Annotated in this window: 23 protein-coding genes; 13 read left to right on the top strand and 10 right to left on the bottom strand. The window is 67.5% G+C overall.

The genetic code is table 11. The features are described from left to right. Positions 1 to 28 precede the first annotated feature (28 nt). The 11 genes from AC1VXD_RS08950 (at position 29) to AC1VXD_RS09000 (ending at position 9789) form a co-directional block, all read left to right on the top strand. Positions 29 to 1465: an RNA polymerase factor sigma-54 gene (locus AC1VXD_RS08950; RefSeq protein ID WP_482991764.1), complete on the top strand. Its 1437-nt coding sequence runs from the start codon at positions 29 to 31 to the stop codon at positions 1463 to 1465. Between the two features lie 58 nt (positions 1466 to 1523). Then, positions 1524 to 1841, top strand: a complete 318-nt coding sequence (gene hpf, locus AC1VXD_RS08955) for a ribosome hibernation-promoting factor, HPF/YfiA family (RefSeq protein ID WP_079220898.1) — start codon at positions 1524 to 1526, stop codon at positions 1839 to 1841. A gap of 21 nt (positions 1842 to 1862) precedes the next feature. Next, positions 1863 to 2315 carry a PTS sugar transporter subunit IIA gene (locus AC1VXD_RS08960; protein ID WP_482991765.1) on the top strand — a complete coding sequence of 151 codons (453 nt, stop codon included), beginning with the start codon at positions 1863 to 1865 and terminating at the stop codon, positions 2313 to 2315. Then, complete coding sequence (gene hprK, locus AC1VXD_RS08965; protein WP_108764291.1) at positions 2312 to 3262, top strand: HPr(Ser) kinase/phosphatase; 951 nt, start codon at positions 2312 to 2314, stop codon at positions 3260 to 3262. Before AC1VXD_RS08960 ends, hprK begins: the two co-directional genes overlap by 4 nt. 23 nt (positions 3263 to 3285) lie before the next feature. Beyond that, positions 3286 to 4170 carry an RNase adapter RapZ gene (gene rapZ, locus AC1VXD_RS08970; protein ID WP_482991766.1) on the top strand — a complete coding sequence of 295 codons (885 nt, stop codon included), beginning with the start codon at positions 3286 to 3288 and terminating at the stop codon, positions 4168 to 4170. Between the two features lie 385 nt (positions 4171 to 4555). Beyond that, a complete protein-coding gene (locus tag AC1VXD_RS08975) occupies positions 4556 to 4948 on the top strand; it encodes a PTS sugar transporter subunit IIA (RefSeq protein WP_010483657.1) in 393 nt (130 codons plus the stop codon). After that, positions 4941 to 5210: an HPr family phosphocarrier protein gene (locus tag AC1VXD_RS08980; RefSeq protein WP_079220894.1), complete on the top strand. Its 270-nt coding sequence runs from the start codon at positions 4941 to 4943 to the stop codon at positions 5208 to 5210. The genes AC1VXD_RS08975 and AC1VXD_RS08980 overlap by 8 nt, the downstream gene beginning before the upstream one ends. A gap of 2 nt (positions 5211 to 5212) precedes the next feature. Then, a complete protein-coding gene (ptsP, locus tag AC1VXD_RS08985) occupies positions 5213 to 6982 on the top strand; it encodes a phosphoenolpyruvate--protein phosphotransferase (RefSeq protein ID WP_482991767.1) in 1770 nt (589 codons plus the stop codon). Between the two features lie 244 nt (positions 6983 to 7226). After that, a complete protein-coding gene (mgtE, locus tag AC1VXD_RS08990) occupies positions 7227 to 8588 on the top strand; it encodes a magnesium transporter (protein ID WP_116862974.1) in 1362 nt (453 codons plus the stop codon). 66 nt (positions 8589 to 8654) lie between these two features. Further along, positions 8655 to 8921 carry a hypothetical protein gene (locus AC1VXD_RS08995; RefSeq protein ID WP_116862973.1) on the top strand — a complete coding sequence of 89 codons (267 nt, stop codon included), beginning with the start codon at positions 8655 to 8657 and terminating at the stop codon, positions 8919 to 8921. Between the two features lie 70 nt (positions 8922 to 8991). Next, on the top strand, positions 8992 to 9789 hold the full coding sequence (locus tag AC1VXD_RS09000) for a carboxylesterase family protein (RefSeq protein WP_482991768.1): 798 nt from the start codon (positions 8992 to 8994) through the stop codon (positions 9787 to 9789). Between the two features lie 122 nt (positions 9790 to 9911). Here AC1VXD_RS09000 and AC1VXD_RS09005 read toward each other — a convergent pair whose 3' ends face one another. From AC1VXD_RS09005 to AC1VXD_RS09020, 4 genes are all read right to left on the bottom strand, one after another. Next, positions 9912 to 10403 carry an REP-associated tyrosine transposase gene (locus tag AC1VXD_RS09005; protein WP_482991769.1) on the bottom strand — a complete coding sequence of 164 codons (492 nt, stop codon included), beginning with the start codon at positions 10401 to 10403 and terminating at the stop codon, positions 9912 to 9914. 165 nt (positions 10404 to 10568) lie between these two features. After that, entirely contained in the window at positions 10569 to 11519 is a 951-nt protein-coding gene (locus AC1VXD_RS09010; RefSeq protein WP_200733420.1) for an aspartate carbamoyltransferase catalytic subunit, read from the bottom strand. 15 nt (positions 11520 to 11534) lie between these two features. Continuing rightward, positions 11535 to 12029 carry a Holliday junction resolvase RuvX gene (gene ruvX / locus AC1VXD_RS09015; RefSeq protein WP_482991770.1) on the bottom strand — a complete coding sequence of 165 codons (495 nt, stop codon included), beginning with the start codon at positions 12027 to 12029 and terminating at the stop codon, positions 11535 to 11537. Next, positions 12022 to 12588 carry a YqgE/AlgH family protein gene (locus tag AC1VXD_RS09020; protein ID WP_482991771.1) on the bottom strand — a complete coding sequence of 189 codons (567 nt, stop codon included), beginning with the start codon at positions 12586 to 12588 and terminating at the stop codon, positions 12022 to 12024. Before AC1VXD_RS09020 ends, ruvX begins: the two co-directional genes overlap by 8 nt. A gap of 78 nt (positions 12589 to 12666) precedes the next feature. On the opposite strand from AC1VXD_RS09020, the gene AC1VXD_RS09025 reads away from it, so the two are divergent. Further along, positions 12667 to 13212 carry a DNA-3-methyladenine glycosylase I gene (locus AC1VXD_RS09025; RefSeq protein ID WP_482991772.1) on the top strand — a complete coding sequence of 182 codons (546 nt, stop codon included), beginning with the start codon at positions 12667 to 12669 and terminating at the stop codon, positions 13210 to 13212. Positions 13213 to 13272: 60 nt separating this feature from the next. Here the strand turns inward: AC1VXD_RS09025 and AC1VXD_RS09030 are convergent, their stop codons facing one another. Both AC1VXD_RS09030 and AC1VXD_RS09035 read right to left on the bottom strand, forming a co-directional pair. Beyond that, positions 13273 to 13980, bottom strand: a complete 708-nt coding sequence (locus tag AC1VXD_RS09030; protein ID WP_482991773.1) for a YitT family protein — start codon at positions 13978 to 13980, stop codon at positions 13273 to 13275. A 502-nt stretch (positions 13981 to 14482) separates the two neighbouring features. Further along, on the bottom strand, positions 14483 to 14695 hold the full coding sequence (locus AC1VXD_RS09035; protein WP_482991774.1) for a DUF4287 domain-containing protein: 213 nt from the start codon (positions 14693 to 14695) through the stop codon (positions 14483 to 14485). Between the two features lie 326 nt (positions 14696 to 15021). On the opposite strand from AC1VXD_RS09035, the gene AC1VXD_RS09040 reads away from it, so the two are divergent. Next, on the top strand, positions 15022 to 15918 hold the full coding sequence (locus AC1VXD_RS09040) for a LysR family transcriptional regulator (protein WP_482991775.1): 897 nt from the start codon (positions 15022 to 15024) through the stop codon (positions 15916 to 15918). Between the two features lie 65 nt (positions 15919 to 15983). On the opposite strand, the gene AC1VXD_RS09045 is transcribed toward AC1VXD_RS09040, so the two are convergent. From AC1VXD_RS09045 to AC1VXD_RS09060, 4 genes are all read right to left on the bottom strand, one after another. Beyond that, on the bottom strand, positions 15984 to 16967 hold the full coding sequence (locus AC1VXD_RS09045; protein ID WP_482991776.1) for an aldo/keto reductase: 984 nt from the start codon (positions 16965 to 16967) through the stop codon (positions 15984 to 15986). 91 nt (positions 16968 to 17058) lie between these two features. After that, the gene (locus AC1VXD_RS09050; RefSeq protein WP_482991777.1) at positions 17059 to 17637 is read right to left on the bottom strand and encodes a hypothetical protein; all 579 of its coding nucleotides are present in this window, start codon (positions 17635 to 17637) and stop codon (positions 17059 to 17061) included. A 106-nt stretch (positions 17638 to 17743) separates the two neighbouring features. Then, positions 17744 to 18262 carry a PIN domain-containing protein gene (locus AC1VXD_RS09055; protein WP_482991813.1) on the bottom strand — a complete coding sequence of 173 codons (519 nt, stop codon included), beginning with the start codon at positions 18260 to 18262 and terminating at the stop codon, positions 17744 to 17746. Beyond that, positions 18156 to 18398 (bottom strand): hypothetical protein, encoded by a 243-nt coding sequence (locus AC1VXD_RS09060; RefSeq protein ID WP_482991815.1) that lies wholly within the window; start codon positions 18396 to 18398, stop codon positions 18156 to 18158. Before AC1VXD_RS09060 ends, AC1VXD_RS09055 begins: the two co-directional genes overlap by 107 nt. Between the last annotated feature and the right edge of the window lie 61 nt (positions 18399 to 18459).

Raw genomic sequence — 18459 nt, forward strand, 5'->3', positions numbered from 1 at the left:
GGCCCATCTCCTCCGTTTCGGCATAGGCATGAAGACTCGGCTGCAGACATCGTTGGGACAGCAGCTGGTGCTGACACCACAGCTGCAGCAGGCGATCAAGCTGCTGCAGATGTCCACCACCGAGCTGGAGCTGGAAATCGCCCAGGCGGTGGAAAGCAACCCCCTGCTGGACTGGGCCGACAGCAGCGATGCCGGCGCCGGTGCCAGCAGCGACAGCGCCGATGACGGCGGTGCCGACAGCGATGCGCCGCCGGAACCGGCCGCGCCCAGCGGCGACGACTGGGCCCCCGCCGAGCTGGACTGGAACAATCCCGGCAGCAGCGGCAGTTTCGACGACGATGAAGACACCGGCAGTGCCGCCGAGCGCGTGGCCGAGGTCGAGACGCTGGCCGACCACCTGCTGTGGCAGCTGCACCTGTCGCACCTGTCGACGCGCGACCGCAGCATCGGTGCGGCACTGATCGATGCGCTGGAAGAAGACGGCTACCTGCGCGAGCCGCTGGCGACCATCGCCGAAACCCTGCTGCCGGCCATCCATGCCGGCGAAGACGAGATCCTCATCGTGCTGCACCAGGTGCAGCGCTTCGACCCGGTCGGCGTGGCCGCACGCTGCCTGGGCGAATGCCTGCAGCTGCAGCTGGACGTGCTGCCCACCGACACCCCCGGCCTGGCGCTGGCCCGGCAGGTCGCCGCCGGCCCGCTGGAGCGCCTGCCGCGCAGCGGCGTAGCCGGCCTGGCCCAGGAACTGAAGCAGCCGCTGGCCGAGGTCGAGACCGCGGTCGCCCTGCTGCGCTCGCTGGACCCGCGCCCCGGCACCCAGATCGCACCGCTGGCGCAGGACACCTACGTGGTGCCGGACGTGGTGGTGTGGCGGCAGAACGGCCTGTGGCGCGCCGCGCTGGCCGCCCACGCCGGGCCCAAGGTAATCATCCACCGCGGCTACGAACAGATGATCCGCCGCTGCGGCGACGCCGACGCCGGTTACCTGCGCGCCCAGCTGCAGGAAGCCCGCTGGCTGCTCAAGGGCCTGCAGGCGCGCGGCGAGACCCTGCTGCGGGTGGTGCGCAGCCTGATCCAGCAGCAGGCCGGCTTCCTCGAATTCGGTGAACAGGCACTGCGCCCGCTGACCCTGCGCGAGATCGCCGCCGAGCTGGGCCTGCATGAATCCACCGTCTCGCGGGCAATCGCCCGCAAGCACGTACGTACGCCGCGAGGCACCCTGCCGCTGCGCGCGTTCTTCGCATCCGGCATCGACACCGAAGGCGGTGGCGAAGCTTCCAGTACCGCCATCCAGGCGATGATCCGCCGCCTGATCGATGACGAAAACCCACGCAAGCCGCTTTCTGACGCCAAGCTGGCTGACCTGCTCAAAACGTCGGGAATCCCAGTAGCGCGGCGCACCGTGGCGAAGTATCGTGAGGCCATGAACATCTCCGCCTCGCACGAAAGGGTCAGAATCGCTTGACGCGCCGCCGCGCCCGGCGGAGAGGTTCATTGGCACATCCGAACACAGGAGAAACCCGATGCGCATCGAAACGTTTGGCAAAGATGTCGAAGTCACCCCGGCCCTGCAGTCGTATGTTGAAGAAAAGCTGGCCCGGGTCGGAAAGCACTTCGACCAGCACTGCGAAGCGCGGGTAACCCTCAAGCTGCAGAAGACCGAACACCACGTCGACGCCAGCCTCAATATTCCCGGCCAGACCCTGCACGCCGAAGCCGGCGGCCAGACCATGTATGCCGCCATCGACGTGCTGGCGGACAAGCTCGACCGCCTGGTGATCAAGCACAAGGAGAAAAAACAGCAGCACGCACCGCTGCCGGTGGGCGACAATGGCGGCTGATCGCCACCGCTCCCCGCAGACATGCCACTGACTGACCTCCTGGCGGCCGTGCAGACCCAGCTCTGCACGGCCACCGACCGCGACAGCGTCCTGCAGGCCGCCGCCGGGTTGCTGGCCTGCCGCCAGGCCAACGCCGAACAGATCTACCTCAACCTGTGCCAGCGCGAAGCCCTGGGCAGTACGGCGATCGGTTGCGGCATCGCCATTCCGCATGGCCGGGCGCCTGCCCTGGACCGTCCCCGCGGCGCCCTGCTGCGGTTGCAGACCGCGGTCGAGTTCGGCGGCGATGAACCGGTGGACCTGGTGTTCGCCATGGCCGTCCCCGCCCACTACACCCACCAGCACCTGATGCTGCTGTCCGAACTGGCCGAGCTGTTCTCGACGCCGTCGATCCGTGATGCGCTGCGCGCGGCCGGCGATGCAGGGGAACTGCGCGAGGCACTGGACCTTCCCCCATCGGCGAGCGCCGCATGAATACCAGCATCACCGCACGCGAACTGTTCGACCAGCAGCGCGAGCGGCTGGGCCTGCGCTGGGCCGCCGGCAAGGCCGGCGAGAAGCGCGAGCTGGAAGCCGGCAACACGGTCTCCCGCCGCCCTTCGCTGGCTGGCTACCTCAACGCGATCTACCCCAACAAGGTGCAGATCCTCGGGACCGAGGAACTGTCATGGCTGGACGCGCTGGAACCGCGCCAGCGCTGGGAGACCATCGAGAAGATCATGCAGTCGCACCCGTTGGCGCTGGTGCTGACCCGCAACCAGCCGTGCCCGGAAGACCTGCGCGCGGCCGCCGATGAATCCGGCACCCCGCTGTGGCTGTCGCCCAAGCGCGGCCATGAACTGCTCAACCACCTGTCCTACCACTTGGCGCGCACGCTGGCGCCGCGGGTCATCCTGCATGGCGTGTTCATGGAGATCTACTCCATCGGCGTGCTGATCACCGGCGAGGCCGGGTCGGGCAAGAGCGAGCTGGCGCTGGAACTGCTCAGCCGTGGCCACCGCCTGGTGGCCGACGATGCGCCCGAATTCACCCAGATCGCCCCCGACGTGCTCGATGGCACCTGCCCCGAGCTCTTGCAGGACCTGCTGGAAGTGCGCGGCCTGGGCGTGCTGAACGTGCGCGAGATGTTCGGTGATACGGCGGTAAAGAAGAACAAGTACCTTCGGCTGATCGTCCACCTGACCAAGCCGATGACCGAACCCACCCCGCACGGTTACGAGCGCCTGACCGGCGATTCGGGCACCCGCCACGTTCTGGATCTGGACGTGCCGCTGATCACCCTGCCGGTGATGCCCGGCCGCAACCTGGCGGTCCTGACCGAGGCGGCCACCCGCCTGCACATTCTGCGTACCAAGGGTATCGACCCGGCGGCGATGTTCATCGCCCGCCACAGCAACCTGCTGGAACGGCGAACGCCCTGAGCCCCACCACCAAGAGCCTGTCCATGAGCACCCCCACCCCCACCGCCCCGACCCTGATCATCGTCAGCGGCCTGTCCGGCTCGGGTAAATCCGTCGCCCTGAAGACCTTCGAGGACCAGGACTACTACTGTTCGGACAACCTGCCGATCCAGCTGCTGCCGGATTTCGTCCGCAGCGTGCTGCAGAACCATGACGGCGGCGCGCCGCGCCGGCTGGCGGTGGGCATCGACGTCCGCGGCCAAGCCGACCTGAGCCAGCTGGTCAACTGGCGCAAGCTGGCCACCGATGCCGGCGTGGAAACGAAGGTGCTGTACTTCGAGGCCAGCGACGAGACGATGCTCAAGCGCTATGCCGACACCCGTCGCCGGCACCCGTTGAGCCAGCTCGGCCTGTCACTGCCCGAAGCCATCGCCCGCGAGCGCGAGCTGATCGCACCGCTGCGCCGCGAGGCCGACGTGGTGATCGACACCAGTGCATTGAACGTGCACCAGCTACGCCGGCGCATCATCACCGAGTTCGCGATGGGCCACGCCACGCGCCTGTCGCTGCTGTTCGAATCGTTCGCTTACAAGCGCGGCGTGCCGGCCGAGGCCGACTTCGTGTTCGATGCACGCGTGCTGCCCAACCCGCACTGGGACCCGGACCTGCGTGCACTCAGCGGCCGCGAGCCCGGCGTGCGTGACTACCTGGAAGCGCAGCCGGACGTACAGCGCTACCTGACCCAGCTGATGGATTTCCTCGACACCTGGCTGCCCAAGCTGGGCGATGGCACGCGCAGCTACGTGACCGTGGCCTTCGGCTGCACCGGCGGCAAGCATCGCTCGGTGTACCTGGCCGAGCGCATGGCACGGCACGCCCGCGAGATGGGCTGGGATGACGTGGCCACGTACCACCGCGAACAGGATTGAGAGCAGCCGGGCTGCGCCCGGCACCCGCCGAGGCGACGTCAACGTCAACGTCCACGTCAAACGCTGCATTCAGTGGGATGGCGGGGCGGGTCAGCAATCGGGGGACGCTGCAAGTACGTCCCTGTAAGCTCGGTCGCCGCATCCATGCGGCTCACGCCCCCGCCTGCTGACCCGCCCCGCCTCCGACACTTTCCCGGCGCCTGGTAGGTGTCGACCTTGGTCGACACAGTAGATCCAGACCATGCGTGGATGGGGTCGGAAAAGGGTGGGGTCAGAGCCCTTTCCCCGTGGAAAAGGGATCCGACCCCCGCATCGCTGAATACGGGACACAGTGCCCCTCTCCTGCTGCTATCGCCAATTCACCTCGACCTGTTAACGTGCAGTAATGACCTGTGGCATTCTCCTCGTAACACATCCTGGGGTCGGGACCGCCCTGCTTGACGTGGCGACCCGGCTCCTGCGGCAATTGCCGCTGAAAACCGAAGCTTTCGAAGTACCGTTCGACGCAGACCTGGATGCCCTTCTCCCGCTCGCCTCGGCTGCTCTGCGCCGGGTCGATGGTGGCGAAGGCGTGCTGATCCTGACCGACCTGTACGGCGCCAGCCCCGCCAACCTTGCCGGGCAGCTGGCCCGGTTGGGGACCCCGGTTCGCCGGGTGTCGGCGCTGAGTCTGCCGATGTTGCTGCGGGTGATGAATTATCCGGAACAGGGACTGGATCAACTGCCCGCCACAGCCGCGGCGGGCACCCGTAATGGAGCGATAGTCGACGATGCTTGAACGAGAACTCACCGTGAGCAACCGCCTGGGCCTGCATGCCCGGGCCACCGCCAAGCTGGTGCAGACGCTGGCCCCATTCCGCTGCAACGTGACCATGGCCGCCAAGGGCCGTGAGATCAACGCCAAGAGCATCATGGGCGTGATGCTGCTGGCCGCCGCCCAGGGCACCCCGGTCACCATCCGCATCAACGGCGAGGATGAAGCCGCGGCGATGGACGCCGTGGTCGACCTGTTCGAGCGCCGCTTCGACGAGGACAGCTGAGCGTGCCACGCGCACGCGCCGGCCAACCTGCCACCGGCCAACGGCCGGTACAGCTGCTGGCCGGCCACGGCGCCGCACGCGGTTCGGCGATGGGACGTGCGCGGGTGCGCCTGCCGCACGCACTTGAAGTGGCCGAACAACGCGTCGCGCCACACCAGGTGGAAGCCGAGCTGGCCCGCCTGCACCGCGCACTGGATGCCGCACGCGCGGAAATGCATGACCTGCGCCAGCGCCTGCACGGTGCACTGAGCCACGATGTCGGCGAATTCCTCGACCTGCACGCGCTGCTGCTGGACGATCCCGAACTGTTGCATGGCCTGGACGAACTGATCCGCAGCGGCCCCTACAGTGCCGGCTACGCGCTGCGCCTGCAGCGCGACCGCCTGGCCAAGGTCTTCGATGGCATGGACGATGCCTATCTGAAGAGCCGCATGGACGACCTGGACCATGTGATCGGCCGCATCCACGCCTTCCTGCAGCCCGACCGCCCGCCGGTGGTGAAGGGCCTGGCCGGCGAGATCCTGGTCTGCGACAACATCGCCCCCTCCGAGCTGGCCCAGCTGCAGGCGCAGGGCGTGGTCGGCATCGTCACCGCCGCCGGCAGCGCGCTGTCGCACAGCGCGATCCTTGCCCGCAGCCTGCACCTGCCGCTCATCGTCAACGTGCAGCAGGTGCTCAGCCGCATCGCTGACGGCGACGTGCTCATCATCGATGGCGCCGACGGCAGCATCACGGTCAACCCGCAAGCCGACAACCTGCGCGATTACCGCGTGCGCCTGAAGGAGCACGCGCGCGAGCAGCGCGAGCTTGGCCGCCTGCGCAGCAAACCCAGCCGTACCCGCGACCAGGTCGACATCGCCCTGCTGGCCAATGCCGAGTCGCTGGAGGACGTGACCCAGGCGCATGCGCTGGGCGCGCAGGGGCTGGGCCTGTACCGCACCGAATTCCTGTTCCTGCAGCGCAACGAGCTGCCGGACGAAGAAGAACAGTTCCAGACCTACCGCGATGCCGCCCTGGGCATGAGCGGACGACCGGTCACCATCCGCACCCTTGACCTGGGCGCAGACAAGGCTGACCGCACCGGGCTGACCCTGAGCAACGAGGAAAACCCGGCACTGGGCCTGCGTGGCGTGCGCCTGTCGCTGGCGCGGCCGACGGTCTCCGACACCCAGCTGCGCGCGATCCTGCGCGCCTCAGCCTACGGCAAGCTGCGCGTACTGATCCCCATGGTCAGCACCCGCGAGGAACTGCTGGCGGTACGTCGCCGCATGCTCAAGCTGACCGAACAGCTGCGCGGCGAAGGCCACGTGGTGGCCGAGCACGTGCCGCTGGGCGCGATGATCGAAGTGCCCGCCGCCGCGCTGGCGCTGGAAAGTTTCATCGATCTGGTCGACTTCCTGTCGATCGGCACCAACGACCTGGTGCAGTACCTGCTGGCCGCCGACCGCAACAACGAGGCGCTGGGCGAGCTGTATTCGCCGCTGCACCCGGCGGTGCTGCGCCTGCTGCAGATGGTCATCGACACCGGCGCACGCCATCGCATCCCGGTGGCCGTGTGTGGCGAGATGGCCGGCGATGCGCGCATGACCCCGCTGCTGCTGGCACTGGGATTGAGCGAGTTCAGCCTGCACCCGGGTACCCTGCTGGAAGTGCGCCGCGCGATCCGCGAGGCCGACCTGACCACCCTGCGCGCGCGCGCGCCCAAACTGCTGGCCGCGCGCGACCGCCGCGGCATCGAACGCTGGCTGGCGCTGGTGGCCGACGCGGTCTGACTGCCGCGCTACGCGCTCGCCGGGCATGGCCCGGCGCTACCACCACAACGCGTCACTCTGACTGCTGCGCTACGCGCTCGCCGGGCATGGCCCGGCGCTACCACCACAACGCGTCACCCGGTAGCGCCGGGTCATGCCCGGCGGCTATGCGTTGAAACATCGGCTTGCGATAATGACGCGCTGAACACCCCTCTTGCCGCATCCTTGCCGGGATCGCGGCTTTTCTCATCCCGCGGGAGCTGTGATGGCTGAAGCTGTACGCCACGACAAGACTGCACGCCAACTGCGGATGCTGTCCGATGCACTGGACAGCGGCCGGCTGGGGCCGGTGCGTCGGCTCGTCAACACGCTGGCGCCGGCCGAGATCGGCAACCTGCTCGAATCGCTGCCCCCGGGCAAGCGCGAAGTGGTGTGGGGGCTGGTCGATCCCGAGGACGATGGCGAGGTGCTGGTCCACGTCGGCGAGGAAGTGCGCGAGAGCCTGCTCGCGGACATGGACCCCGACGAAATCATCGCCGCGGTCGAAGACCTGGACATCGATGACCTGGCCGACCTGGTCGAGGACCTGCCCGATACGGTCATCGACGAGGTCCTCAAGTCGATGGACCGCGAGAACCGCGAGCGCCTGGAACAGGTGCTGTCGTATCCCGAGGACAGCGCCGGCCGACTGATGAACCCGGACGTGGTGACCGTGCGCGCCGACGTCAACGTCGACGTGGTGCTGCGCTACCTGCGCCTGCGTGGCGAACTGCCCGACCACACCGATCACCTGTTCGTGGTCAGCCGCCGCCACCAGTACCTGGGCCGCGTATCGCTGGCCGCGCTGGTGACCCACGAAGACACCACGCCGATCAACCGCCTGATCGACGACGAACAGCCGGCCATCGACGTCGGCGAAAGCGACCAGGAAGTCGCCCGGCAGTTCTCCGATCATGACTGGGTGTCCGCACCGGTGGTGGATGACAACAACATCCTGCTTGGCCGCATCACCATCGATGACGTGGTGGACATCATCCGTTCGCAGGCCGAGCACCAGGCACTGGGCGCGGCCGGCCTGGACGAGGAGGAGGATCTGTTCTCGCCGATCAAGCGTGCCGTGCGCGGCCGCGTGGTCTGGCTGGGCATCAACCTGTGCACGGCCTTCCTTGCCGCCAGCGTGATCGGCCAGTTCGAACTGACCCTGCAGAAGGTGGTGGCGCTGGCAGTGCTGATGCCGATCGTCGCCGGCGTCGGCGGCAACGCGGCGGTGCAGGTGCTGACCCTGATGGTGCGCGGCATCGCGCTGGGCCAGGTGGGCCAGAGCAATGCGCGCATCCTGCTGTGGAAGGAAGCGCGCGTGGCGCTGATCAACGGCACGCTGATCGGCCTGCTGGTCGGCCTCATCGCGTTCGTGTGGTTCCACAGCATGCTGCTGTCGCTGGTGATCACCCTGGCGCTGATCATCAACTTCCTGGCCGCGGCGCTGGCCGGCGTGCTGCTGCCGCTGCTGCTCAAGCGCATGAACGTCGACCCGGCCGTGGCCGGCACCGTGGTGGTGACCGCGGTGACCGACGTGATGGGCTTCTTCAGCTTCCTCGGCCTGGCCACCCTCATCCTGCTGCACTGATCCTGCATGGGGTCGGATCCCGCGAAGCGGGCTCCCCCCCCGACTGCATCAACTCCGGACGCTCCCATGGCCACCACGATTGAAAACTACTTCCAGCCCGGCTGGCGCGAGCAGATGCACACCTGTGCCGCCTGCGAGTGGAAAGGCAACGCGCGGGCGATGGTGATGGAGCTGGACGAGGACGCCACCGAGTACGACTGCCCGGTGTGCGAGAACCCGCTGCTGGTGGTGATGCACCCGGACATGGCGCAGGTGCAGGCCGCCGCTGCCGAGGGCAATGCCGAGGCGCAGGAGCAGCTGGACATCATCGCCAGTTTCCCGCGCCCGCAGTGACGCGCTGCACGATGCCCGGCGCGCGCCGACGCACTACCATGAAAACGCTTCCAACCCTTGAGGAAACGTCATGGTCCGTCCGTTGCTGCGCTGGCTGCCGCTGCTGTCCCTGCTGATGCTGGCCGCCTGCGCCAGCACGCCCGACAGCGCGCGTGGCCATTTCGAATCACGTGCGGTGAAGGTGGACGGGCAGACCGCCTACTACCAGGTCTTCATTCCGGCGGTGGCAGCACGCACGCCCGGCTCGCTGCCGGTGGTGCTGTTCCTGCACGGCTCGGGTGAGCGCGGTCGCGATGGCGTCAAGCAGACCCATGCCGGACTGGGCCCGTACCTGCGCGAACATGCGACCGACTTCCCGGCGCTGGCAGTGTTCCCACAGGTGCCCGGCGACGAGGAATGGAGCGGACACAACAACCGTGTGGCCGTAGCCGCGCTGGATGCCACGATTGCCGAGTTCGGTGCCGACCCCGCCAGGCAGTATCTGACCGGCATGTCGATGGGCGGCTACGGCAGCTGGAACATCGCCCTGGACGAACCGCAGCGCTTTGCGGCGATCGTGCCGGTATGCGGCGCGGTGCTGGCCCCGCGCGCGGTGCGCCCGACCCTGTTCGTCGAACCGGTGGCGCACGAAGCTGATCCCTACGCGGCGATCGCGCAGCGCCTGCGGCAGACGCCGATCTGGATCTTCCACGGCGCACAGGACGACGTGGTGCCCCCGGCCGATGACCGCCGCCTGCATGCGGCTTTCCAGGCAGCCGGCGCGGGCGACGTGCGCTATACCGAATACCCCGACGGCAACCACAACGCCTGGGACGCGACCTACGCCGACCCGGCGATGTGGGCATGGCTGTTCGCGCAGAAGCGCTGACGGCCAGACTCTGGTCTGCTGTTGGTGGGTGCCGACCGTTGGTCGGCACTGCCCTGCTTCGGTAGGTGCCGACCGTTGGTCGGCACTGCCCTGCTTCGGTAGGTGCCGACCGTTGGTCGGCACTACCTCGCCGTTCCCGGGTGCTTCAGTACCTGGGAATCTCCGGCCAATTCCCATCGACACCACGCATGGGGATACTCGCCAAGCTGGGTGGTCAATCCCGCCCTGATCGGATTGCCCAACACATACATCGCATGACGAAACAGCGACTCATCAGACCGGATTGCGTGATCGTGATAGCCCGATTGCCAGAATCTTCCTGACTGGCCGAGCATTCGGTTGACCTGCAATGCACTGCTCGATTTGAAGCGCTGCATGATGTAGTCCAGCGAGAATGCGCGGAGCTCTACGAGCCAATGGATGTGGTCGGGCATGATCACGTAGGCAAGCGCCTGCGTCAGGCCTTCCGTGTCTATCCGATGGAGAACATCCATCACCACCTGCGCGGCAGTGGGATCATCGAAGTAGCGTCGACGCCCGTGGGTGACCGTGGTCAGGACGTAGGCGTGGCCGATATGGGAATGGCGGCCTAGTCTCAGGCGTGCGCGGTTCATGGACACAAGCCTGTGCCCACCAACTGTCCTTTGCTATCGGGTAACCACTTCAAGGCAGGTAGGGGCAGTGCCGACCAACGGTCGGCACCCACCAAGGCACATATCCAGGCAGTTCAGTGCCAACCAACGGTTGGCACCCGCCCTGACAGCACCGAGCGCGGGCGATCAGCCCAGCAGGGTTTCCAGCACGGCCATGCGCACGGCCACGCCGTTGGCGACCTGGCGCAGCACCCACGACTGCGGGCCGTCGGCCACGTCGTCGGTCACTTCCACGCCGCGGTTGATCGGGCCCGGGTGCAGCACGGCTGCATCTTTGCCGGCCCGCGCCAAGCGTTCGGCATTCAGGCCGTACTGCGCGTGGTACTGCTCCAGCGACGGCACCAGGCCCTCTTCCATGCGCTCGCGCTGCAGGCGCAGCATCATCAGCGCGTCAACGCCTTCCAGCATCGCGTCGAAATCATCGCCGACCACGCAGCCCTTCAGGGTCTCGTCGTCGGGCAGCAGCGACTGCGGACCGCACACGCGGATCTCGCCCACGCCCAGCGTGCGCAGTGCATGCAGGTCGGTTCGGGCCACGCGCGAGTGCTTCACGTCGCCGACGATCACGACCTTCAGCTTGGAGAAGTCCGGGCCCTTGGCCTGGCGCAGGGTCAGCATGTCCAGCAGGCCCTGGGTCGGGTGCGAGCTGCGGCCGTCACCGGCATTGACCAGGGCGGTGCCCTCGCCGGCTGCAGCGGCCAGTGCGGCAACCGCGCCGTCATCGGGGTGGCGCACCACGAAGCCGCGCACGCCCATCGCTTCCAGGTTCTTCAGCGTGTCGCAGGCGGTTTCGCCCTTGCGCGTCGACGAGGTGGAGGCATCGAAGTTCAGCACGTCCGCACCCAGGCGCTGGGCCGCCAGCTGGAACGAGCTGCGGGTGCGGGTGGAGGGTTCGAAGAACAGCGTGCACACCGCCGAGCCGGCCAGCACCTGGCGCTTGTTGCCGACGCGGCCGACGGCGGCATCGCGGATCTGCCCTGCCCGGTCGAGCAGCTGCAGCAGGGTTTCGCGCGGCAGGCCCTCCAGGGTCAGCAGGTGGCGCAGGCGTCCGGAAGCATCGAGTTGCTGGGCAGTCATGGCGGGAGTCGGCAGTCAGGGAATGGGGGTGGCGTCGTCGGGGGACGACAGCCAGCGGTCGATGATCACCGCCGCGGCCACGGCGTCGAGAGCGGCCGCATCACGGCGGCGCTTGCGCCCTTCGGCGCGCTCGACGGCGAAGCGGCGGGCAGCCTCGACCGAGCTGGAACGCTCGTCGATCATCGCCACCGGCAGCTTGAAGCGTTCCCGCAGCTGGCGGGCGAAGCCCTGCGCGCGCTTGCGGTTGGGCTGGTCCTGGCCATCCAGGGTGAGCGGATCGCCCACTACCAGACCGTCGGGCTTCCATTCCTTCAACAGGCGCTCGATCGCGGTCCAGTCCGGACCGTTGCCGTGCACATCGACCACGGCCACCGCGCGCGCATGCGCAGCGAAGGCACTGCCGATGGCCACGCCGATACGGCGCGAGCCCACGTCGAATCCCAGCACAGTGCCATCGCGGCGGATCGCCGGGGCGGCAGGGACTGGGGTGGGCGCGGACGGCTCAGACATGGCCGCTGTAATCGGTCAGCCGGAACAGGTCCACGCCGATGCGCGACGCCGCGCCCTGCCAGCGCTGCTCCAGCGGCAGCTGGAACACCAGCTCGGCATCGGCCTGCACGGTCAGCCAGCTGTTCTCGGCCAGTTCGCTTTCCAGCTGCCCTGCCCCCCAGCCGGCACAGCCCAGGGTGACCACGGCATTGGCCGGGCCTTCACCGCGGGCCATTGCCTCGAGGATGTCGCGCGAGGTGGTCAGGTACAGCCCGTCGCTCACGCGCAGGCTGGAATCCCAGTCGCGCGCATCGTCGTGGATGACGAAACCGCGCTCGGGATGCACCGGACCGCCGTTGAGGACCACGCGCGCCTGCAGTTCACCATCACCGGTGGTGATGTCCATCTGCGAAAGCACCTCGCCCAGCGTGTATTCGGAAGGCTGGTTGACCAGCACGCCCATGGCCCCGTTCTCGTCGTGCTGGCAGATCAGCGCGACGCTGCGGGCAAAGGTCGCGTCGATCAGCGACGGCAGCGCGACGAGCAGGTGATCGGCAAGGGAGGTAGGCGTTCCAGACATGGCGCCATTCTAGCCGGTGGGCGCCTCCGGTGCCTGCACGCCGCGCATAATGGGATGCCCGCCCGCCAGGAGAACACCTTGTCAGGATACTGCCGCATCGCCCCGGGCCACCCGGTGCATGAGTTCTACCACGCCAATGAATACGGCTTCCCGCAGCGCGACGAGCGCGAGCTGTTCGAGCGGCTGGTGCTGGAAATCAACCAGGCCGGGCTGAGCTGGGAAACCATCCTGAGGAAGCGCGAGGGCTTCCGCGCGGCCTACGATGGCTTCGACGTGGACCGCGTGGCGGCCTATGCCGAACAGGACATCGAGCGCCTGCTGTCCGACACCGGCATCATCCGCAACCGGCTGAAGGTGCTGGCCGCGATCCACAACGCACAGGTGATCCAGCAGCTGCGGGCCAGCCATGGCAGCTTCGCCGCGTGGCTGGACGCGCACCACCCGCGCAGCAAGGCCGACTGGGTGAAGCTGTTCAAGAAGACATTCCGCTTCACCGGCGGCGAGATCACCGGCGAGTTCCTGATGAGCCTGGGCTACCTGCCCGGCGCGCACGCCGAGGATTGCCCGGTGCATGCGCAGCTGTTGAAGCTGGCCCCGCCGTGGGTGCAGGCGACGGGCCGCTGACGCACATCCGCGGTGGGTCCGGTAGCGCCGGGCCATGCCCGGCCAACGCGGTGTGTGCGGTTACACACCCATGTAACGCCCAGGGCGGTGGTTGAACATCAGCACCAGGCTGAGCACTACCGCGCCGATGGCCGAGTACATCACCTTCGACGGCGACAGTACGAAGAACGCGGCCACCATCAGGCAGGCATCGAAGGACATCTGCACCTTGCCGGCGCTCCAACCGCGGGTGCGCTGCAGGTACACCGCCAGGATGCCGATGCCACCGAGGCTGGCGCGGTGGCGGATGAAGAACAGGATGCCCAGGCCGGCCAGCGCGCCGCCGACCAGCGCCGAGTACAGCGGCGCGATGTGCGAGAAGTCGGCCCAGCGCGGCAGGATGTCGGTGAGCACGCCGCAGGCGGTGACCGCCGCGAAGGTCTTGAGGGTGAACTCCCAGCCCATGCGGCGCACGGCCACCCAGTAGAACGGCAGGTTGACCAGCACGAACACCAGGCCGAAGTTCCAGCCCATGGCGTAGTGCAGCAGGAAGGCCGCGCCGGCCATGCCACCGATCATCAGCCCGCCCTTGGCGAAGATGGCCAGGCCCAGCGAGGCCACCAGCGTGGCCAGGACCATGCCCTGCACGTCCTCGGCGACCGAGTGGCGCAGCGCTTTTTGGTCGGCGGGGGTGCCGGCACTGTCCGGGGGCGGGGTCAGCGGACCGGCGGTCACGAGGTGGCCGTCAGCGTCGTCGCACGGCGCCGGGCCATGGGATTGGAGGGACATTCGGGTGGGGACCGCAGGTGGGGAGCGGTATTAGACACGATCCGGGTGACAGTTGCAGATGAAATCGTTCAGTCAGCGAACGGCGCAGCCCCTCGTGGCCGGGCGTATGGTCGGTAGAGTCGAGCTCGCTCGACTGCGAAGCCGCGCTTGGCAGGGCGGGTGGGTTGTGCAGGGGACGCTGCAAGTACGTCCATGTAAGCTCGGTCGCCGCATCCATGCGGCTCACGCCCCAGCAAAAACCCCCCCCCCCCCCCCCCCCCCCCCCCCCCCCCCCCCCTTTTTTTTTTCAAGCACAAGACGGCATACGAGATGAGCGCTAGTCTCGTGGGCTCGGAGATGTGTATAAGAGACTGATGTAAGCTCGGTCGCCGCATCCATGCGGCTCACGCCCCTGCACAACCCACCCGCCCTGCCCCGGACACTTTCCGGGTGCGTCCAGCCACGTAAGAGGAAAAGAAGAGCAAAAGCAGAAGCCGATGGCTGCGCTCGTTGAAGCTGTGGGTCATCGCTGGGCGTTTAGGTGGTGGGCGACCAGGGCGTTGGCGTGGCCGTGGCCCAGGCCGTGCTCGGCCTTCAGGTAGCTGACCAGTTCCATGTGTTTCAGGCCCGGCTTCTTCGCCAGCAGGCCCAGCCAGTGCGCCACCGGCTGGCCGTAGGTCTTCTCGACGGAGGGGAAATACGAAGCCGGGCCTTTCGGCTTGGTGTCAGTGCTCATGTGCAGCTCCCGTTGAAAGTCATCCATTCGACGAACCGCAGACGCATAAATCGACATCCCACACGTCCGACCCAGTGCCGACCAACGGTCGGCACCCACCACAGCAGGTTGCCGTTCTGACAGCTCGCGGGAAACTGTCGAAGGCGGGTGGGTCCGGTTGAGGGGGCGTGAGCCGCATGGATGCGGCGACCGAGCTTACAGGGACGTACTTGCAGCGTCCCCCTCAACCGGGCCCACCCCGCCATCCCACGGAATGCACGCATTTGACGTTGACGTTGACGTTGCTTCGGCAGGTGCCGGGCGCAGCCCGGCCGTATCATCCCCTCATGCCCCGCGAAAACCTCAACGACCTGCAGGCCTTCGTCCACGTTGCCCGCCAGGGCAGCTTCACCAAGGCCGCCGCCCAGCTCGGCGTCTCCCAGTCCGCCCTCAGCCACGCCATGCGCGGCCTGGAAGAACGCCTCGGCGTGCGCCTGCTCACCCGTACTACACGCAGCGTGTCCACCACCGAAGCCGGCGCCCGCCTGCTCGATACCCTCGCCCCGCGCCTGGCTGAAATCGAGAACGAACTGGCCGCGCTGGCCGAATATCGCGAACGCCCCGCCGGCACCATCCGCATCAACGCCACCGGCCACGCCGCCGAATACCTGGCCTGGCCACGGCTGGCGCCGCTGCTGCGGCAGTACCCCGATCTGAACGTTGAACTGACCGCCGACTACGCGCTGGCCGACATCGTCGCCGAACGCTATGACATCGGCATCCGCCTCGGCGAACGCCTCGCCCGCGACATGGTGGCGGTGCCGATCAGCCCGCCGCTGCGCATGCGCGTGGTCGGTGCACCCAGCTACTTCCGCCAGCACACCGTGCCGCAGCATCCACAGGAGCTGGCCGCGCACAACTGCATCACTCTGCGCCTGCCCACCCACGGCGGGCTGATGCCGTGGGACTTCGGTCAGGATGGCCATGAACTAAGCGTGCGCGTCAGCGGCCAGTGGACCTTCAACACCATGGGCATGACCCGCGAGGCCGCACTGGCCGGCAGCGGCCTGGCCTGGCTGCCCGAGGACCAGGTGCTCGCGCTGCTGGAACAGCACCGCCTGCAGTCGGTGCTGGATGACTGGTGCCCGACCTTCGACGGCTACTACGCCTATTACCCGTCACGCCGCCATGTCAGCGTGGCGATGCGTACGGTGCTGGATGCGCTGCGCGGGCCGATGGGATGAACAAAAGGAGTGCGGACCAACGGTCCGCACCCACCACCACCGGCCCGCACCCACCAAAGATCAGATCAGCCCTTGGCCTGCGCCGCGCGCTGCGCGTTGTAGCGCTCGCCGACGATCGACACTTCTTCCAGCACCTGGGCGATGCGCTGCAGCTCGTCCGTGGACAGCACCAGCTCGATCGCGGCCAGGTTTTCTTCCAGGCGATGGACCTTGGTGGTGCCCGGAATCGGCACGATCCACGGTGCCTGCGCCAGCAGCCAGGCCAGGGCCACCTGCGCCGGGGTCGCGCCACGGGCCGCGGCAATCGTGCCGATGCGATCCACCAGCGCCTGATTGGCGCGGCGGGCCTCCACCTCGAAACGCGGCACGCTGTTACGGAAATCGTTGTCGCTGAAGGTCGTATCAGCGGTGATGGTGCCGGTCAGGAAGCCACGGCCGAGCGGACTGAACGGCACGAAGCCGATGCCCAGTTCCTGCAGGGTCGGCAGCAGTTCGCGCTCCGGCTCGCGCCACCACAGCGAGTACTCGCTCTGCACTGCGGCCACCGGCTGCACCGCATGCGCGCGACGCACCGTCGCAGCGCTGGCCTCGGACAGGCCGAAGTGGCCGACCTTGCCTTCGGCGATCAGGTCGCGCACGGTGCCGGCCACGTCCTCGATCGGCACGTTCGGGTCCACGCGGTGCTGGTAGAACAGATCGATGTGGTCGGTGCGCAGGCGCCTGAGGCTGGCCTCGGCCACCGCGCGGATGTTTTCCGGGCGGCTGTCCAGGCCGGTATCGGTGCGGGCGTCCTTGAAGCCGAACTTGGTGGCGATCACCAGCTTGTCGCGGTACGCCGCCAGTGCCTCGCCCACCAGTGCTTCATTGGTGTACGGGCCGTAGACCTCGGCGGTATCGAAGAAGGTCACGCCGCGTTCGACGGCGGCATGCAGCAGGGCGATGCCCTGGCCGTGCTCGACCGGCGGGCCATAGCTGTGGCTCAGGCCCATGCAGCCCAGGCCAAGGGCGGAAACCTTCAGGCCACTGCGGCCGAGTTCACGTGTCTGCATCGTCATGCTCCAGTGGGGGAACGACAACGATACGCCCCTGCCCCCGCGGGATTGAACGACCTGGATGGCAGTCGGTCATGACTGCATTTCATCAATCCACGTCACCCATCGCGTAGCCCAGCACGGCCAGCAGCAGCACCGCACCACCGGCCAGGGTCAGCAGGATGTGCCAGACACCAAAGCGATCCATGCGCTGCATGTCCACTTTCCCATCAAGGTGGTACTGCCGCAGCAGGCTGTTGACCGGCAACAGCGGCACGAAGCCGAAGATCGCGATCAGGGCGGCGCCGTTGGGCAGGCGACCGGCGAGGTTGAGCACGAAGAACAGCACGCCCAGCACTGCCGGCGCAAAGGCCAGCTGCCGACGCCGCGACTGCGCCACGTCGCGCAGGTCACTGAAGCAGAGGAACGACCAGAGCGGCGAGAACAGCGCGCGCGCCCACGGCCACTGCGTCCCTCCGGTCTCGCGCTTGATCGCGCGCCAGTTCTGCCAGAACCAGTACATCGGATACAGCCCCATCGACGCCAGCGACAGCGCGGCGATCTTCAGGGTGGACGGCGAGTAGTACACCGCCGCGGTGGATGCAGTAAAGCTGACCGGTGCCGTCGGCAACACCGGCGGACGCGCAGGCGCTGCCGCCGGCGCGCGATACGGATCGTGCAATTCCATTTACGAACCCTGCGTTGTCGCGCCGGCAGGATGCCGGCTCCCCCTGTCCCGCGAACGCGGTGACGGCGCGACTATCGCAGAGGCGCGGGAGCGGCGCCAGTGCCACTCAGGCGCGCATGGCCGCCAACTGGTAACGGACCGCATCGCCCTCCAGCACTATCCACTTTTTCTGTTGCAATTGCAGCACCAGCGCGGTGACTTCAGTGGCAGCCAAGGTCTTCTGGAAGAGGTTGGCGATGGAGTTCTGCAGTGCCACCCTGGAGGCAGGCCGGGCTTTGTCCTGCCGCACCAGCCAATCGCGCAGGTGCATCAACCGTGCATCCGGTAGCACCGTTTTCGCTGCGGGCAACGCAGGTACCCCAGCACTCTGCCGCGCCTGGCGAAACATGGGCAGATCGGCCACCGACGCGCATCGACCGGCCCGCAGGCCACGCGACTTCAGATGCACCACCAGCGGATCGAAGCCGGTGTCCTTGGAAGTGATGTGGAAGAACGCCTCAGGATCGGCGGCCGCCATATCACCGATATGGAACGCGATATGGAAATCCAGCGCGTTGGGGCCGCTGCCATGGCAACGTATGTAACGCCCCTTGGCTGCCCAACGCCTGCATGGCCTCGGCCACATCCATGCTGATGCGCGTCTGCGACGCACCAACAAACACCAGCACCTTGAACCCCGGTGCCGCCAGTTCCTTCAGGGACGGTGGCTGCACGTTCTCGAAATCAATCAGCACCACGTTGCGGGCCAACGGCATGTCCATATGCAATCCCCTGTAACAGTCCCCAGCAACAGGCCCCCTGGCCGGGGGCCCATGCGGCTGC

The organism is Stenotrophomonas sp. STEN054, assembly GCF_056854535.1.

What these genes read in the sequence shown, in the direction of transcription:
- AC1VXD_RS08950 (WP_482991764.1), top strand. Translation starts at nt 29, where the DNA reads ATGAAGACTCGGCTGCAGACATCGTTGGGACAGCAGCTGGTGCTGACA.
- hpf (WP_079220898.1), top strand. Translation starts at nt 1,524, where the DNA reads ATGCGCATCGAAACGTTTGGCAAAGATGTCGAAGTCACCCCGGCCCTG.
- AC1VXD_RS08960 (WP_482991765.1), top strand. Translation starts at nt 1,863, where the DNA reads ATGCCACTGACTGACCTCCTGGCGGCCGTGCAGACCCAGCTCTGCACG.
- hprK (WP_108764291.1), top strand. Translation starts at nt 2,312, where the DNA reads ATGAATACCAGCATCACCGCACGCGAACTGTTCGACCAGCAGCGCGAG.
- rapZ (WP_482991766.1), top strand. Translation starts at nt 3,286, where the DNA reads ATGAGCACCCCCACCCCCACCGCCCCGACCCTGATCATCGTCAGCGGC.
- AC1VXD_RS08975 (WP_010483657.1), top strand. Translation starts at nt 4,556, where the DNA reads ATGACCTGTGGCATTCTCCTCGTAACACATCCTGGGGTCGGGACCGCC.
- AC1VXD_RS08980 (WP_079220894.1), top strand. Translation starts at nt 4,941, where the DNA reads ATGCTTGAACGAGAACTCACCGTGAGCAACCGCCTGGGCCTGCATGCC.
- mgtE (WP_116862974.1), top strand. Translation starts at nt 7,227, where the DNA reads ATGGCTGAAGCTGTACGCCACGACAAGACTGCACGCCAACTGCGGATG.
- AC1VXD_RS08995 (WP_116862973.1), top strand. Translation starts at nt 8,655, where the DNA reads ATGGCCACCACGATTGAAAACTACTTCCAGCCCGGCTGGCGCGAGCAG.
- AC1VXD_RS09000 (WP_482991768.1), top strand. Translation starts at nt 8,992, where the DNA reads ATGGTCCGTCCGTTGCTGCGCTGGCTGCCGCTGCTGTCCCTGCTGATG.
- AC1VXD_RS09005 (WP_482991769.1), bottom strand. Translation starts at nt 10,403, where the DNA reads ATGAACCGCGCACGCCTGAGACTAGGCCGCCATTCCCATATCGGCCAC.
- AC1VXD_RS09010 (WP_200733420.1), bottom strand. Translation starts at nt 11,519, where the DNA reads ATGACTGCCCAGCAACTCGATGCTTCCGGACGCCTGCGCCACCTGCTG.
- ruvX (WP_482991770.1), bottom strand. Translation starts at nt 12,029, where the DNA reads ATGTCTGAGCCGTCCGCGCCCACCCCAGTCCCTGCCGCCCCGGCGATC.
- AC1VXD_RS09020 (WP_482991771.1), bottom strand. Translation starts at nt 12,588, where the DNA reads ATGTCTGGAACGCCTACCTCCCTTGCCGATCACCTGCTCGTCGCGCTG.
- AC1VXD_RS09030 (WP_482991773.1), bottom strand. Translation starts at nt 13,980, where the DNA reads ATGTCCCTCCAATCCCATGGCCCGGCGCCGTGCGACGACGCTGACGGC.
- AC1VXD_RS09035 (WP_482991774.1), bottom strand. Translation starts at nt 14,695, where the DNA reads ATGAGCACTGACACCAAGCCGAAAGGCCCGGCTTCGTATTTCCCCTCC.
- AC1VXD_RS09040 (WP_482991775.1), top strand. Translation starts at nt 15,022, where the DNA reads ATGCCCCGCGAAAACCTCAACGACCTGCAGGCCTTCGTCCACGTTGCC.
- AC1VXD_RS09045 (WP_482991776.1), bottom strand. Translation starts at nt 16,967, where the DNA reads ATGCAGACACGTGAACTCGGCCGCAGTGGCCTGAAGGTTTCCGCCCTT.
- AC1VXD_RS09050 (WP_482991777.1), bottom strand. Translation starts at nt 17,637, where the DNA reads ATGGAATTGCACGATCCGTATCGCGCGCCGGCGGCAGCGCCTGCGCGT.
- AC1VXD_RS09055 (WP_482991813.1), bottom strand. Translation starts at nt 18,262, where the DNA reads ATGTGGCCGAGGCCATGCAGGCGTTGGGCAGCCAAGGGGCGTTACATA.
- AC1VXD_RS09060 (WP_482991815.1), bottom strand. Translation starts at nt 18,398, where the DNA reads ATGGACATGCCGTTGGCCCGCAACGTGGTGCTGATTGATTTCGAGAAC.